Annotated in this window: 10 protein-coding genes; 6 read left to right on the top strand and 4 right to left on the bottom strand. The window is 55.9% G+C overall.

What is annotated here, in order from left to right; translation table 11 throughout:
• Window positions 1-47 precede the first annotated feature (47 nt).
• Together PLIM_RS16665 and PLIM_RS16660 are read left to right on the top strand one after the other, a co-directional pair.
• Window positions 48-2,648 carry a DUF1592 domain-containing protein gene (locus PLIM_RS16665; protein ID WP_013111486.1) on the top strand — a complete coding sequence of 867 codons (2,601 nt, stop codon included), beginning with the start codon at window positions 48-50 and terminating at the stop codon, window positions 2,646-2,648.
• Between the two features lie 44 nt (window positions 2,649-2,692).
• Window positions 2,693-3,994 carry a DUF1552 domain-containing protein gene (locus PLIM_RS16660; RefSeq protein ID WP_013111485.1) on the top strand — a complete coding sequence of 434 codons (1,302 nt, stop codon included), beginning with the start codon at window positions 2,693-2,695 and terminating at the stop codon, window positions 3,992-3,994.
• Window positions 3,995-4,689: 695 nt separating this feature from the next.
• On the opposite strand, the gene PLIM_RS16655 is transcribed toward PLIM_RS16660, so the two are convergent.
• A complete protein-coding gene (locus PLIM_RS16655; RefSeq protein WP_315849968.1) occupies window positions 4,690-5,616 on the bottom strand; it encodes a hypothetical protein in 927 nt (308 codons plus the stop codon).
• Between the two features lie 230 nt (window positions 5,617-5,846).
• Window positions 5,847-7,835, bottom strand: coding sequence for a sigma-54-dependent Fis family transcriptional regulator (locus PLIM_RS16650; protein ID WP_013111483.1), 1,989 nt, complete (start codon window positions 7,833-7,835; stop codon window positions 5,847-5,849).
• Between the two features lie 423 nt (window positions 7,836-8,258).
• Between PLIM_RS16650 and PLIM_RS16645 the strand changes: the two genes are divergently transcribed.
• The 4 genes from PLIM_RS16645 (at window position 8,259) to PLIM_RS16630 (ending at window position 12,292) form a co-directional block, all read left to right on the top strand.
• Window positions 8,259-8,546 carry a putative quinol monooxygenase gene (locus PLIM_RS16645; RefSeq protein ID WP_013111482.1) on the top strand — a complete coding sequence of 96 codons (288 nt, stop codon included), beginning with the start codon at window positions 8,259-8,261 and terminating at the stop codon, window positions 8,544-8,546.
• 62 nt (window positions 8,547-8,608) lie between these two features.
• Complete coding sequence (gene ilvD / locus PLIM_RS16640) at window positions 8,609-10,282, top strand: dihydroxy-acid dehydratase (RefSeq protein WP_013111481.1); 1,674 nt, start codon at window positions 8,609-8,611, stop codon at window positions 10,280-10,282.
• A 51-nt stretch (window positions 10,283-10,333) separates the two neighbouring features.
• Window positions 10,334-11,098, top strand: a complete 765-nt coding sequence (locus PLIM_RS16635; RefSeq protein WP_013111480.1) for a nuclease-related domain-containing protein — start codon at window positions 10,334-10,336, stop codon at window positions 11,096-11,098.
• Window positions 11,099-11,278: 180 nt separating this feature from the next.
• Complete coding sequence (locus PLIM_RS16630; RefSeq protein WP_230849331.1) at window positions 11,279-12,292, top strand: Gfo/Idh/MocA family protein; 1,014 nt, start codon at window positions 11,279-11,281, stop codon at window positions 12,290-12,292.
• A gap of 12 nt (window positions 12,293-12,304) precedes the next feature.
• Here PLIM_RS16630 and PLIM_RS16625 read toward each other — a convergent pair whose 3' ends face one another.
• Together PLIM_RS16625 and lnt are read right to left on the bottom strand one after the other, a co-directional pair.
• A complete protein-coding gene (locus PLIM_RS16625) occupies window positions 12,305-13,765 on the bottom strand; it encodes an alpha/beta hydrolase (RefSeq protein ID WP_013111478.1) in 1,461 nt (486 codons plus the stop codon).
• 67 nt (window positions 13,766-13,832) lie between these two features.
• Entirely contained in the window at window positions 13,833-15,737 is a 1,905-nt protein-coding gene (lnt, locus tag PLIM_RS16620) for an apolipoprotein N-acyltransferase (protein WP_013111477.1), read from the bottom strand.
• Between the last annotated feature and the right edge of the window lie 31 nt (window positions 15,738-15,768).

The following is a 15,768-nucleotide window of genomic DNA, read 5'->3' as shown; positions in this document are numbered from 1 at the left end:
TTGTATTGGCCAGAAAATGTCGATCTGGCCCATGTTGAGGTTTTGTGATGCTGAGGGTCTTTGTCCTCGTTGCCGGATTGTTTCTCGCGCCCTCCGCGCGGGGTGCAGAGGATTTGACGGCCCTGCTCAAGACCAATTGCCTCGCCTGCCATGATGCGACGAGTCCTTCGGGTCAGCTGAATCTCTCCGCTTTGCCACTCCATCCGACCGATCCACGGAATGCCGAAGTCTGGGTGCGGATTCATGACCGCGTTCAATCGGGCGAAATGCCACCCAAGGATGGCGATCCGATCACACCGTCGGATCGCACCGCGCTGCTCCGCGTCATCAACGAGGCGATCACCACCGAGGAAGAGCGGCAAACCAAAGCCCAGGGCCGTGCCACCCGTCGGCGCCTCAACCGCATCGAGTTCGAGAACACATTGCGAGATCTGCTGGACGCCCCGTGGCTGCCGATTCGCTCGATCCTTCCCGAGGATGCCGTCGCGCATGGCTACAACAAAGTCGGTGATGCGCTGGATGTCTCCCACGTGCAGATGGCCCGCTATCTGGAAGCCGCTGATCGGGCCCTAAACGGCGTTGTGGTCGAACGACCGCAGTCCCCCGAGGTGCCCATCCGGAAGTATTATGCGCGTGAACAGAGTTCATTCGCCCGCAAGATGACCTTCAGCCAGTTCAACACCGCCCCGGAGCGGGCCGCATTCCCCGTGATGGGATACACCGCCCAGCCCAAGGTGCGCGACGGCACCGAGCCGATGTCCGTCGGTGCCGCCGATCCGGTGGCGCGGGAACTCGAAGGGATCGGTCTGGTGCAGGGGGCCTATGAACCGGTCGAACCGAAGTTTGACCAGTTCCGTGCTCCCGCTTCGGGCCGCTACAAGTTGCGGATCATGGCCCATTCGGCATGGGTTGGGCCAAATGGCTCCAATCACAATCTCAAAAATCCCAAGGCCATGTCGCCCAAATGGTTCATTCCCAATCTGGATGATGTCAGCGCGGGGCGTCGCTCCGAGCCTGTGACCATCTATGCCGAAATGCCACCTCGGCAGTTGCGACGTCTGGGTGCATTCGACGTTCAGCCGGAAGCAGGTATTCATGAGTTGGAAGTCGATCTTCTGGCAGGTGAAACCATCCGTCCCGACGCCTCCCGCTTCTTCCGCTCGCGCCCCGGCGAAACACGTTGGCAGAATCCGTTGGCGGAGGCCGACGGGCAACCCGGAGTGGTTTATCGCTGGCTGGAGGTTGAGGGTCCCATTCACGAGATCTGGCCACCGCGGGGGCATCAATTGCTCTTCGGCGACCTGCCGATTCGCCTTCCTCCGGGAAGCAAAAAGAAGAGTCAATCGGTCGAAATCGTCTCCACGGATCACCAGGCCGATGCGACACGGCTGCTCAAACAGTTCGTCGAGCGGGCCTACCGTCGACCGGTTCCTGAATCGGAACAGCTCCGTTTCCTCCCCGTGATCCAGCAACAGCTCGCTTTGGGAGTCTCCTTTCGCGAGGCGATGATCGCAGGCTATACGGCGGTCCTCTGCTCGCCCGAATTCACCACCTGCCATAGCGAACCCGGCCCGCTCGACGACTTCGCGCTCGCTTCGAGGCTCTCCTACTTCCTTATCAACTCCGAACCCGATGCCGAACTTCGCGCCGTGGCCAAGACCGGTCGATTACGCGATCCCCAGGTCCTGCGCCAACAGACCCAGCGCCTGCTCGACGACCCTCGCCGGGATCGCTTCGTGACATCGTTCATCGACTACTGGCTCGATCAACGCAAAATCCTCAACAACTCCCCTGATGCAGGCCTTTACGGCGACTACTATCTCGACGACTGGCTCACCGACTCCGCACTCGAAGAAACCCGGCTCTACTTCACAGAGATGCTGACTGGCAACCTCCCCGTGAGGAATGTCATCGACTCCGATTTCACCTTCGCCAACGAACGACTCGCCATCCACTACGGTCTCCCCGCCATGGAGGGAACCACATTGCGGAAGGTGATGCTCCCTCCCGATTCGGTACGCGGCGGCCTGCTCACACAGGCCAGCATCTTGACGGTCACCGCCAACGGCACCACCACCTCGCCCGTCGTTCGCGGGGCCTGGGTCATGGATCGCATCCTGGGTAAGACACCGCCCAAGCCGCCCCCCGTTCCCGCCGTCGAACCTGATCTCCGTGGTGCCACCACCATTCGGGAACAACTGGCCAAACACCGCAATCAGGTCTCGTGCAATGGCTGCCACGCTCAGATTGATCCACCGGGCTTCGCCCTGGAAAGCTTCGATATCGCGGGCGGCTTCCGCACGAGATACCGCGCTCTGGCCGAGAAAGAGACCCGCGTTGCCGGTCTGGCCCGCAGCGGTCAGCCCCTCCAGTTCAAGGAAGCTTTGCCCGTCGATGCCAGCGGTCAATTGGCCACCGGGGAATCGTTCCAGGACATCACCCAGTTCAAAAAACTTCTCCTCGCCGATGAACGGCAACTGGCCCGCAATCTCGTCGGTCAATTCACCGTTTATTCCACCGGAGCACCGGTTCGATTCAGTGATCGACCGGCGATCGAGTCGATACTCAATGAGGCGGCGGCAAACGGCTACCGCACTGCCGATCTCATTCACGCACTCGTCCAAAGCCCCCTGTTTCTCAATAAATAGTTAATGTTTCGCGATAGTTTGTTCACGACCGAGGATTCCTCAATATGAATCGCATTACCGGAATGGCCGTGCCACGGCGTCTGTTTCTGCAAGCCGCCGGTGTCGGCTTGGCGCTGCCGCTCCTGGAATCGATGACACCCGCCTTGGCGAAGACTCCCAGGGAGTCGGAAACACCCCGGCGGTTCCTCGGCATCTGCAACAACCTCGGCTTGCTTCCAGAGCACTTCTTTCCCCAGGGGACTGGTCGTGACTACGAGGCTTCGACCTACCTGAAGCTCCTCGAGCGCCATCGCAACGACTTCACAGTCTTCAGCGGCGTTTCCCATCCCGATGTCGATGGTGGCCACCCCGCCGACATCTGCTTTCTGACTGCCGCCCCCCATCCCTCCAGCGGCGGCTTCCGCAACACGATCTCGCTCGACCAGTACATCGCCGAGCAGATCGGCATCAAAACCCGCTTTCCCTCGCTGACGCTGGGCGTCAACACCTCCGGTGGCCTTCGCAGCCTCTCCTGGACGGGATCCGGCGTGCTGATCCCCTGTGAGGAGAAGCCCTCTGCCATCTTCCGTGCCATGTTCACCCAGGGGTCGCCGGCGCAGATCGAGGCCCAGGTGAGGAAACTCGAGCAGGGGCAGAGCATTCTCGATGCCGTCGCGGGACAAGCCAAAGATCTCCAGAAGTCGCTCCCCGCACGAGATCGCGAGCGGCTCGACCAATACTTCGGCAGCGTGCGCGATCTCGAACAGCGGCTGGCCGTTGGTAAGGAGTGGGAACGCAAACCCAAACCCACCGCGCCCGGCCCCGTCCCGACCGATATCTCCACGCCGGCGGAATACATGGCCAAGACGAAGCTCATGTACGATATGGCCCGCCTCGCCTTCGAGAGCGATTCGACCCGCTCGATCACGTTGATGCTCGACAGCGTCAACTCGCCGGTTCTTGAGCTGGAGGACCACGAGATCACCGAGGGCTACCACAACCTTTCGCATCACGGCAAATCCCCCGCGAAATTGGCCCAGCTCCAGGCGATCGACGAGTGGCACATGAAGCTCTTGGACGGCCTCTTCACCTCGCTCAAGGATTCCAAGGAGGATGGCCAGCCGCTCCTCGACCGCACGATGATCCTCTACGGCTCGAACCTCGGGAACGCCTCGACCCATGTGACGACCAATCTCCCCACGCTTCTGGCGGGTGGCGGATTCCGTCACGGCCAGCACCTCGGCTTCGACCGCGACCGCAACTACCCGCTCCCCAACCTCTTCGTCAGCATGCTCCAGCGCATGGGCCTCGAAACCGACCACTTCGCCAGCTCAACCGGCACAATGCGCGGCCTCGAACTCGCGTGATAAGTCAACCAAGCACCTCTTCCCAACCAACAACCTTCAACTCCCCACCATTCACCAACAAACACCAAACACCAAATACCCAACCCCCAACAAAAAACACCCCCAGACCACTGTGACCAGCAGCCTGAGGGCGTCTTGAAAATGTCCCGGTTCGTGTCAGAGCCCGCGCAACATCCCATCACCAGGTTCCCCTCGAAAGAAGGGCCCTGAAAAGTGGCGGAAAGCCGTTGCGGGTTGGATCTCACCCAGGCGATTGTTGTCACCTTGGCAATCATGATGCATCTGAAGTGATCGTGATCACCGAAAGCCGAACAACCGCACACAAACGTCTCGAATTCGAGTGAAGCACTGCGCGAACGCAGCACTCCAACCGGCAGCGACTGTCACATCACCCCGGCAAGAGGCCCTGACCGAGCCCAGGCGAAGCACTCTCTGTCCGGATTCACAAGTGGAGTCTTTCGACCCCAACCATGAGGCGCGCTCAAACGAAAGCCTTCACCCTATCACGCCCTGTTGCGCTGACTTCAACAAACGACGATGATTTCCCCTCGCGGTCACTTGTAGTTTGATTAAAGCTCCTGCTCTCATCTGTATTGAAGACTGAGCATCAACTCGGCTGGCAGTCTTCAAAGTCCCATTCATCGCTTCTGCATTTCAACGATGTATTGAACCAAGCAGCTGAGATCGAGTTACAACTAATCGACCGCTACGACCTCGTACTCACTGATGATGGAATCAGATAAATGGCTAAGGTGTGGAAGATTCATGATTTCCTTCAAGTCCTCGTACGCGATGAAAGTGCATTGTTCCACGAGCGGCTTTCCTTCTAGCATGGAGAAGACAGGTCGTCGAATCTCTGTGAAAACCTTCTCCTGTCGTAGCATAGGGGCAACAATGTGGAGCAAGATATTCATGTTAGGCTGTAAGGCCAAAAGATCGGCCATGCGCAAAATTCCCGAGTAGATCGCCGTCGTGTGCTCGACTTCGAAAGCTCTCCTGATTGAACGTCCCTTAAGCCAGAGGACATCAATCTGCTCTATCGTGGCGATTGTCACATTATCGTAGTTCAGTGGCAGAACGTCGATCAGTGTTCCTGCTTGAGGTTTCCAGTTTGCGCAGACTGCACTCCGGTCGTTTTTTGGAAGCCAGATACGAAAACCCATCTCCTCGCCCAACTTGGCAATCGCTGCCTGCATCCTGATTGATTCCCAATCCGACTTTCCTTTGCTCGAGGTGACGTCCGTTTCATCGTCGGGGACTGTTACGGTCACCGCTCCGTCCGCACGATTGACGGTCGTTCCTTGAAGTCGATCGAACTTCTTCTGGTCAAGGGGATACGTCCTCTTAACGGCTAATTGTTCCATCAGCGCAGCTTCCAAGAGTTTCCCGTCGGCATCGGAGATGTGTTGCAAGCTGCGTCGAAGGGGCCCAAGCCAGTATCCGTCTCCCTTTCCCTTGGTGAAACTGAGATTATCGAAAATGTTTTCCGTGCGAATGGGTATTGCATTTTCCAGTGGAAGCGAGCAAACGGTCTTAACGGGAACTCGTACGGCGAAAGGGTCGTTGTCTTCGACGAACAAAGGGGTGCGGTCGATAAAGGCCTTATCCGAAACCTCAAGCACTGCAGCCCACCGCGATAGACCGTTGACATAGCAGAGGAGTTTATCCCCGGGCTTTAGTCGATCTGCCATCCTTTGCTGTGATTCGCGAAATCCAGAAAACTCACGTGGTGAATTCAGGAACGCTTCGTAGGTCTTAACGGTAAAGAGGTCTGTGAAGTAAGCCATTGCAGTTGACGATCTTTATAAATTGTTAAAGGAGGCTTGCAGAATTTGTTCTATCATTAATTTGGTTACTCTTCCTCTTCCCCATCCCCCGCTTCCGCCATATCGAGCTGCCGCATTTTGCGGTAAAGATTCGAGCGGTGCAGGCCTAATAGCCTCGCCGCTTCGCTCATGTTGTTGCGCACCCGCTTGATCGCCCGGCGGATGTATTCCTGCTGAAAGGAGTTCGTCGCCTCACTGAGACCCATATCGAGCGAGGGCTCATGAAAACTGTCGCGCTCAGGGCTGAGAATGAAGGCCAGATCTTCGACTTCAATCCGCTCAGCCGGTGCCAGAAAGGCCACGCGTTCCATCAGATTCCGCAGCTCACGCACGTTGCCGGGCCAGGCATGCGATTGCAGGCGGCGCCTGGCTTCAGCCGAAAGATGCATCTTCCCGCGGCGGGCCTGCACCGCAAACTGTTCGAGAAAGTACTCGGCCAAAGGCAGAACATCGTCCGCTCGCTCACGCAACGGCGGGATTTCTAATGTGACAACATTTAAGCGGAAGTAGAGGTCTTCGCGAAACTTCTTTGCACGCACAGCTTCGGCCAACCGGGCATTCGTGGCGGCAATGACACGCGCATTAATCGGAATCGTCTGCGAACCACCCACGCGTGTGATCACTTTCTGCTCCAGAACACGCAAGAGTTTGGCCTGACCACCCGCACTCAGATCACCAATTTCATCGAGAAAGATGGTTCCCCCTTCCGCGAGTTCAAACTTACCGCGGCGCATTTCGTGGGCATCCGTGAACGACCCACGCTCATGCCCGAAGAGTTCGCTTTCGAGAAGTGTTTCCGTGAGAGCTGCACAATTCACAGCAATAAACGGCCGGTCAGCCCGCGATCCCTGGTAATGCAGTGAGGAAGCCACGACTTCTTTCCCCGTGCCGCTTTCTCCGAGAATCAGGACAGGAAGATCGGTTCCCGCGAGACGGCGAATGGTGCTCCGCATAGCGACGATAGCCGGGCTTTCGCCAACGATGTTGACCCCACGCGAGACCTGCTCGGTCAGTTGACGATTCGATGTCACGAGCAGTTCGCGTTCTCTGGTGTTCTGCAGGGCAGCGGCAATCTGAATGCACAGGTCGAGAAGTGTGATCTCATCTTCCTGCGAAAAGGGGCCCTGGCGATGATTAATAACTTCAAAGGCACCGAGAACTTTGCCGTCGAGATCGCGTAAGGGGCCGCAGAGGAGATTGCTGGTCTTGTAGCCACTGGAAGCATCGACTTTGCGATGAAATCGCGGGTCGGCGTAGGCATCGTCCACGCGAATCAACTGCACCTTGGCAATGACTTCTCCCACGACACCCACTTTGTCAGAAAGTCGGAGTGAGCCCCCTTCGACACCCAGTGCAGGGCAGGCAATCACTTCGTGATGTTCACGATCCCAGATGAAAATGCTGGCGCGATCACAGTCGAGCAGGCGGGTCGCTTCCTCGGCAATTCTTGTCAGAAGTTTTTCTGTCTGTTGCTCATTGGCCAGTTGTGCAGCCAGTTTGAGAATCTCGCGTAGCTTTTCGGCTCGCTCTTGTGCCTTGATCGTCTTCTGGCACACTGCCAGCGCTGTCGCGAACGTTTGAGCTGCGAACATCGCGGAGGGCAACTGCTTGTCATGCAGGTTCTTACCGTGGATCACAAGGACAGCCGTCCCCAATGAAGAGAGCCCATCTTCCTGAGGCAAGGGGGCGACGAGACAGCTTCCACTGGCTTTAACACCGATCGTCGCTGCATCCCGGTCGAGTGCTTCGATCATCAGGCTCTGGGGCAGATCGTCGTTGGCCAGTCGGCCGTATTGAACCATCGAGGCCCAGGCAGGTGATCTTTGCCAGATGGCGACATAGCTGACCCCCAGCAGGCCAGCCAGTCGTGCCGCGACCTCCCGCCCGAATGCATCGATGGACGTCGCCCGGGGAAGTAACTGAAAGACCTCCTGCTGCCACACGGAGAATTCCGGCAGATCAGGGAACTCAGCGGCCTGACGAAACTCATTTCGAGACAACCAGCCAGCGGCCATATGTGTTTCTCTCTGTCTATCTTTTGCACCCAGAATCCCGAAGACTCGTCAGTGTATCACTTAGATCAACAAGCATTGTTACTCTGTGCGTTTTGATTCCAAAACGTAGATGTGCGCAATCATTATGATGTCGGTCTCTGCCAAGTCAAATCGCATTCAGCCACAATGATGAACAAAGGCAGATCATTGACCGGTCCACGCCGCAGAATTTCTCGCATTGTCGCATCGTTTTGAAGCCGCAGCACAGCCAGTGTGTACTAATTTACACATACTCATCTTCGTCACAGTGGCGGCGAAACACAAAGACGGCCGTTATGCTACATTCCACGAACTTTTAGCGATGGAGTGCCTCAGGACTTCCAGCCAGACGGTTGCTCCTGTCGGCCAGCTCTCAGTCACCCATGATTATTCGGCGGAGTTAGCATGATTTACGTCAATGTTCTTCTGACAGTCCGCGAAGCCGCAGATGTTCCCGAGATCCGCCAGTTGCTCCAGAAGCAGGGCGAGCTTTCACGAGCCGAGCCCGGCTGCCTCAGATTCGAAGTGTATCAGTCGAAGAACGACTCGAAAGTTTTCATCCTCAATGAACACTGGGAATCTCAAACCGCCCTGGATGCCCATCGCCTTGCCGAAGCCTATACGACCATTTATGTACCTCGCGTGCTACCCAGAGTCGACCGCGTGCCTCACCCCAGCGGCCTTGTTCAATAGTTGATGACAGCCGGTATTGTTTCCACTTCCTCACGATCTCCAGATGAATTAACGGTTATCCCATGCTCAACAAGTACTCGTCACGAATCACCCAGCCACGCTCGCAAGGTGCCTCTCAAGCCATGCTCTACGCCACAGGCATGAGCCGCGAAGATATGGATAAAGCCCAGGTTGGCATTTCGAGTGTGTGGTACGATGGCAACCCGTGCAACATGCACCTCAATAAGCTGGCCGACAAGGTGAAAGAGGGCGTCGTAGCCGCCGGCCTCGTGGGCATGAGATTCAACACCATTGGCGTTTCCGATGGCATCTCGATGGGCACCAATGGGATGTCGTTCTCGCTGCAGTCGCGCGATCTGATTGCCGACAGCATCGAAACGGTCATGTCGGCCCAGTGGTACGACGCCAACATTTCGCTTCCCGGTTGCGATAAAAACATGCCTGGCTGCATCATGGCCATGGCTCGACTCAACCGCCCATCACTCATGGTTTACGGCGGCACCATCCGGGCAGGTTGTACTCCGCGACATCCCAAGCTCGATATTGTCTCGGCCTTCCAGGTTTATGGCGAATACCTCGCTGGTAAGCTGAGCGACGAAGAGCGGCAGGAAGTCATCGAACATGCCTGTCCCGGTGCCGGTGCCTGCGGCGGCATGTACACCGCGAATACGATGGCCAGTGCGATCGAAGCTTTGGGAATGTCATTACCCTACAGTTCATCGATCCCGGCGGAAGATCCTCTCAAAATGGGAGAATGCCTCGCCGCAGGCAAGGCTATTCGCACTTTGCTCGAAAAGGATATCAAGCCCTCAGATATCATGACGCGAGCCGCCTTCGAGAATGCCATGGTGACCATCATGGCCACCGGGGGTTCAACGAACGCCGTCCTCCACTTGATTGCCATGGCTCGCGCGATTGGCGTCTCGCTCACCATCGACGACTTCCAGAAGGTTTCAGATCGCGTGCCCTTCATCGCTGATCTCAAACCGAGTGGTAAATACGTCATGGAAGACCTGCACAACGTGGGCGGAACTCCCGCGGTCCTCAAATATCTGCTCGAAAAAGGCTTGCTGGATGGCAGTTGCCTGACGGTGACTGGCAAGACCTTGGCCGAAAACCTGGAGCCACTCCCCGGTCTGGCGGAAGGCCAGCGCGTGATTGTGCCAATTGAGACACCCATCAAAGAGACTGGCCACATCCGCATTATGCGCGGCAACTTCTGCCCGGACGGGGCTGTCGCCAAGATCACTGGTAAAGAAGGGCTCGTCTTCAAAGGCCCCGCTCGCTGCTACGATCAGGAAGAAGCGATGCTCAAGGGGCTGGAAAACAACGAGATTCAGAAGGGTGATGTGATCATCATCCGCTACGAAGGGCCGAAGGGCGGGCCAGGTCTTCCCGAAATGCTCACCCCGACCTCCGCCATTATGGGAGCCGGTTTAGGGAGTGATGTCGCACTGCTGACCGACGGCCGCTTCAGTGGTGGATCACACGGATTCATCGTCGGCCACGTGACACCCGAAGCCCAGGAAGGGGGCCCGATCGCCCTCGTGAAAAACGGCGACATCATTACCATCGACGCCGAGAAAAACAGCATCGACGTCGATTGGACAGAAGCCGACTACCAGGCCCGCAAAGCCGCCTTCGTCGCCCCACCCTACCTCGCCACCCGCGGCACATTATATAAGTATATTAAGAACGTGAAAAACGCGAGCGAAGGCTGCGTGACAGATGAGTAGGTGTTTTGTAAACTATTATAGCGTATATACATTTATATATAGTAGGTATATATGACAAAGAAATCACCAATCAAAGACGCTCCTATTCCGTATGCGGGTTCTTCACTTCGAGTGCAAATGCGCGATCTACTTGATGATGCTTTTATTACATGGATTTGCTTGCCAGTAAGCCTATGTATGCTCGCATTGCTAGAATGGTATCGATGGGTTTTCTCAGTTCCACCAATGCCGGTGCTTATCACTGTGATCGCGGCTGTTGCTGTGATCATTTCAATAATCATGTTGCGCAAGGTGTTTAAGAAACTCTCCCAAATGCGACTTGGCCTTGACGGTGAAATGGCAGTCGCTCAGGAACTTCAAGAAACGATAGTTCCTTTAGGTTACATGCTTCTTAATGATGTTCCGGGTCCCTCATTTAACGTAGACCATGTTCTAATAGGTCCAGCTGGAGTATTTGTCATTGAGACCAAGACTTACTCGAAGCCCGTTAAAGGTAATCCAAAGGTGTTTTTCGATGGCTCAATGGTGTTAGTGAACGGGGTGTCCCCAGAAAGAAACCCAATTGAGCAAGCTGAAGCCGGCTCGAGATTTATTAGTGAAGTCATCTACAAACAGTCTGGAAAGAAGATTAATCCACGGCCAGTATTGGTGTTCCCTGGTTGGTTTGTAGAGGCAGCTTGCCAAGAATCTGCTGTTTGGGTGATTAACAATAAACAGCTCCCATATAAGCTTAAGATGATTAAATCTCATCTTTCAAATGATGAAATTATTGCGATTTCAGAAGGAATAAAGCGACATATTAGAAGTAATTCGTAGTATTGAACCACACGTGTTTCGCATGATCTGTTTCAGCGTTGAGATTACAACCGTAGCCTTGATCGAATTGTCGTTGCGTGGAAACACGGTATGAAACGAATTAATCGTAGAATATTTCTTAGGCGTGCCGGGTCATGTTTGCTTGTCGCAAGTTCGCTTCAGCGAGTTTCATCGGCTGAAGTGCCCACCCACAATCCCAAGATTCGTATCGGTCAAATCGGCGTCGGGCATGCGCATGCGGACAAGCTGGCCGTTTACCGCAACTCGCCCGATTACGAAGTCGTGGGGATTGTTGAGCCGGATGAAAAACTCAGGCTGGCAGCTCAGAACAAACCGGCTTTTCGAGATCTCCCCTGGATGACTCGCGAGGAACTTCTATCCCAGCCGGGCTTGCAGGCGGTCCTCATCGAGACCGAAGTTCGTCACCTGCTGGATCAAGCGGAAGCCTGCATTGCCGCTGGCCGGCATGTGCATCTCGACAAGCCAGCCGGAGAATCTCTCGAACAATACCGCCGGATTCTGCAAAGCGCCCAGCGGCAATCTCTCCTTATGCAGATGGGCTATATGTTTCGCTACAACCCGGGCTATTTACTTCTCAAGAAGTTTATTCAGCAAGGATGGCTGGGCGAGATCTTTGAAGTCCACGCCGTCATGAGTAAAGTCCTCGATCCCCGCACTCGCGAGCAACTGGGAGCCTATCCTGGCGGAATCATGTTCGAACTGGGCTGCCATGTGATTGATCTGGTGCTGAATATTCTTCCGCAACCTGATCGCATCACGTCGTTCTCCAGGCAAGTAGTCACTGGTCAGGATCGTCTGATCGATAACATGCTGGCGGTGTTCGAATACCCGAAAGCCACTGCCACCATTCGCTCGACAGGCGTGGAAGTGGAAGGTTTTGCCCGCAGACATGTCACTGTGTGCGGGACGCGAGGCACCTTTCACATTCAACCGCTCGATAATCCCTCTATCCGGCTCTCTCTGGCCGAATCGGTGACCGATCCAGACACTGGAAAGGTCTATCGCAAAGGCGTGCAGGAGATCGAACTCCCCAAATATGCCCGGTATGTAGGTGATGCCGACGATATGGCGAAGATTATTCGCGGCGATAAGCCCAGCGACTACTCCTACGCCCACGATCTTGCCGTCCAAACCGCTGTGTTGCAGGCAAGTGGCTTACTCAAATCCCATTAAACCAGCCTGGCCTCAGCGAATCTGAAAGAGACCCGGCTTTTCACAGACCAGGCCACGCATTGTCGCATTCTCACCAGCCAGCACTCGGCGCAGATCACTGATCATACGGGGGGAATCGCCGTAATAGGCGTGCTGTAAGGTCATCATGGGCTCCTGACTCATCGCCGTGGCATCGATGCAGTCGATCCACTCGAAGCCCGTCGTCGTCAATGAGACAGGTGTGGCGGTTCCCAGTCGAGTGCCACCATTGAGGCCTTGCGAGAGCTTCAAAGCCAGATCCTGCTCAGAAGCGTAAATCGTCAGCCTGCGGGAGGCCTTCTGAATCGCCGGTGCGATCTGCGTGCGGAAGATCTCAGCATCGAGATCAGGAGCCGCCAGCACCACCTGATTAAAAAGCGGCTGGTTATCGAGCACTGGCAACTCGCGCAGCAGCTCTTTGAGTGAAAAAGTCACCACACGGCTGCCCATGCTATGAGCGACAATATGAATCTTGTCAGCCCTCGAGAACAACGCCAACTGCTTGAGAACATGCAGGCAATGCGGCAACGACCATTCCGCATTGGTCCAGTCAGTCGTGTAAACCATGCTGTTCCCTGCCGGCCAACTGAAGCAGACGGCTGCCCCCGGGAAATTGAGATCATAAGAAAGCTGAGCCGTCCGGCGCACGGCATTCTCGAATGTCACGTTGTAGCCATGTACAAAGACCAGAATTTCACTCGAACTGGCCCCCGCCAGCTTCTGTCGAATCCGAGTCATCCAGTTGGCTTCCGAAAGCTGTTCAAGTGGATCCATCAGGATGATGTGCTGCTTGGGATCTTCACTCCACTGGTACCATTTGGGCGATTCCATTTCGCCAGGCTTATGCTTGTAAGGAATGCTGACCTGGCACATTCCCCATTGCAGTTCGCCTCGATGGGAACTGTATGCCTCTTTGGCACTGGTTGAACCCGTGCGTTTTCGATTGGTCGCAAAGTAGATGGTTTCGCGTGTAAATCCGCTATCTGTCGATTGCCTGGCTGTGGGTGACATCGCGGGCCGGGGTTGGATCTCGTAAGCAGCAGCTTGTGACGGATCGAATTCTCCAAACTCGATGGTTTTGGGTTCGATCGCAGCTTTTCCATTCACGGTGACAGTTACCGTTTCCATACCTGGCTCGTTGGCAGGAAAAGGTGGGGCTTCGCTACCAGCAATCGCAGGTTCCGACTGTGCTGGAAGATCGGGCAGAATCGGGCCATCGGAGATGGATGGCGCCGAACCTGTCGAGCCAGCGTCAAGTGGGAAGTCGGCTGCACCAGCCGGGCCACCCGAAGCCGTCAACGGAGAGACGACAAATCCCTTATCCGAGGAATCGGTGGCTGTCTTGGCATCCTGCGGAGCTTTTGCGCAGCCAGTCATTGCCAGAACGAGGCACAGAATCATGACTCTGCCACAACGTCGGGCAGTCGTGAGGCAGATCGAAACGAAATAGGACATGTGGCATCACTCCTGATACAGGCCGATGCCGTGTTTTATGTCGTTCTGACGAATCGGGAAAGATCGGTTACGCCTTTCGATGCCACCAGGTCTGGCAGCGGGTGACGATCTCAGCTGTCAGCAGTATTCCCACCAGTAACCCACACAAGGCGGTGAACCAGTCGCCATATTGCACATAGAAACTGGTGCGGTCATCGAGTGGAACCGTACGGATCTGCGCACTGTTGACCTGCTTGAGCCAGGCTCCGGTTTTCGGGTCGCGCGGGCTGGTTCTTCCTAACCGATCACCATCGAGATAGACCTCAGGATCGAGAATCGCCCCATCGCCATCGATAAATGCCGAAATCCCAGTATTCACCGCTCGAACAAGTGGTGTTCGTGTTTCAACCGCTCGAAAAGCCGCGGTAATCAGATGCTGCTCCAGTTCACTCGATCCGTGAAACCAGCCATCGTTCGAAAGATTGACCAGGACATCGACCTGCCGACCCTGCTCCTTCTCACTGACACTCCCCACGATATCCCGCACCAGATGGGGCACGGTGTCTTCGAAACAAATGACAGGCACCATGCGCCATTTGCCGTACTCAAAAACAGCTGCCGATTTGCCGTCATCGAGCCCAAACGAGTTTCTCATCGCAGGAGGCAAGAAGAACTTCAGAGCCGGTATCGTCTGAGCCAGTGGCAGATATTCGCCAAAAGGAACCAGGTGAATTTTGTCGTATCGCCCCATGACTCCCAGATCGGGCCTCACAAAGGCCGCCGAGTTGTGTCGGAGAATCTTTTCTTCGCCCGGCACAATCGATTCCAGGCCCAGAATCATGGCAGCGCCGGCTTTCTGGGCTTCACCTGCCAACGTCTTGCGAATGGTCTGATCGCGCCAGGCCGCCACAGGCGGGCCATTTCTCAGCGACTTCAGTTTCTCATCCGTCCAATCGGCAGGGACATCAATCAATGGCCAGCGGAACATGGTTTCAGGCCAGACGATCACATCCGGCCGATGAGCCACCGACATCCCCGTCATCCGCATATGTGTGACAAACATCGGGGCAGAATCGTCGGCTCGCGCGACCAGTGAGGCCGGATAATTGCCCTGTATCAATGCCATTTTCGGCCCAGGAGTAAAGTTCGCCTGCGATCGTCTCAAATACCCGTAACCGAGTGTGGCTGAAATCAGTACGGAAGCCGCCAGAATCTGTACAACAGCCGACTTGCCCATGGCCCATTCGATCGAAATCGCAGCCTGGGCGGCCGACTTTCGACGACTGAGCCATGTTCCCCACAAGCGAGCTAAAGCCATCGTGATGGCACAGGCACCAGCCACCACCACAAAACTGACCAGATAGGCCCCGCCCAGATCGCTGACCTGAATCATTTCCAGCCAGCGATATTGCGAGTGGCCCATCAGGTACCACGCAAAACCTGTGAACAAATGGGCCTTCACAAACTCCAGTGCCACCCAGATCACGGGGGCAGCCACCACCAGCGGGACTTTCCACCGGTGAACAGCCAGCCGGGAGAGCATCAGAAATACAGGCAGATAACAGGCGATGTACGCCGCCAGAGCGACCCAGGCCACATACATGGTGGGATCGCCCAGCCGCATCCATTGCAATGAAGCCAACTGGCTTACCAGCGACGTCACATACGCCGCAGCGATCGTGCGTTTCGTCCAGCGTGGTCTCTGCACCAGCCACAGGACAGGCACCAGAGCCAGCCAACCCAGATACCCTTGATCAAGCGGTGCAAACGTGGCCCACATCAAGACAGCCGACACCGACAGCAACCCCCAGCCCGCCGAGACAGGATTTTCAATCTCGTCATCAGGCCGCTCAATACGGCTTCTCGCCTGGGCAATCAGCCGCCGCACCTCAGCCTCATGACCCGAGTCGCTCGATGGACCTGATCCTCGATTCAAGGCACTCACTTCAGTCTTGGTATCCGGTTCCATCAGGGTGGCAGGTGAGGGAGTCATCGCGTTCCTTGCGATCAAAAATCATCCAGAA

This window comes from Planctopirus limnophila DSM 3776 (genome assembly GCF_000092105.1).
Classification (GTDB): Bacteria; Planctomycetota; Planctomycetia; order Planctomycetales; family Planctomycetaceae; genus Planctopirus; species Planctopirus limnophila.
The sequence above is the reverse complement of the archived record's forward strand: the minus strand, read 5'-3'. Positions and strand labels throughout refer to the sequence as shown.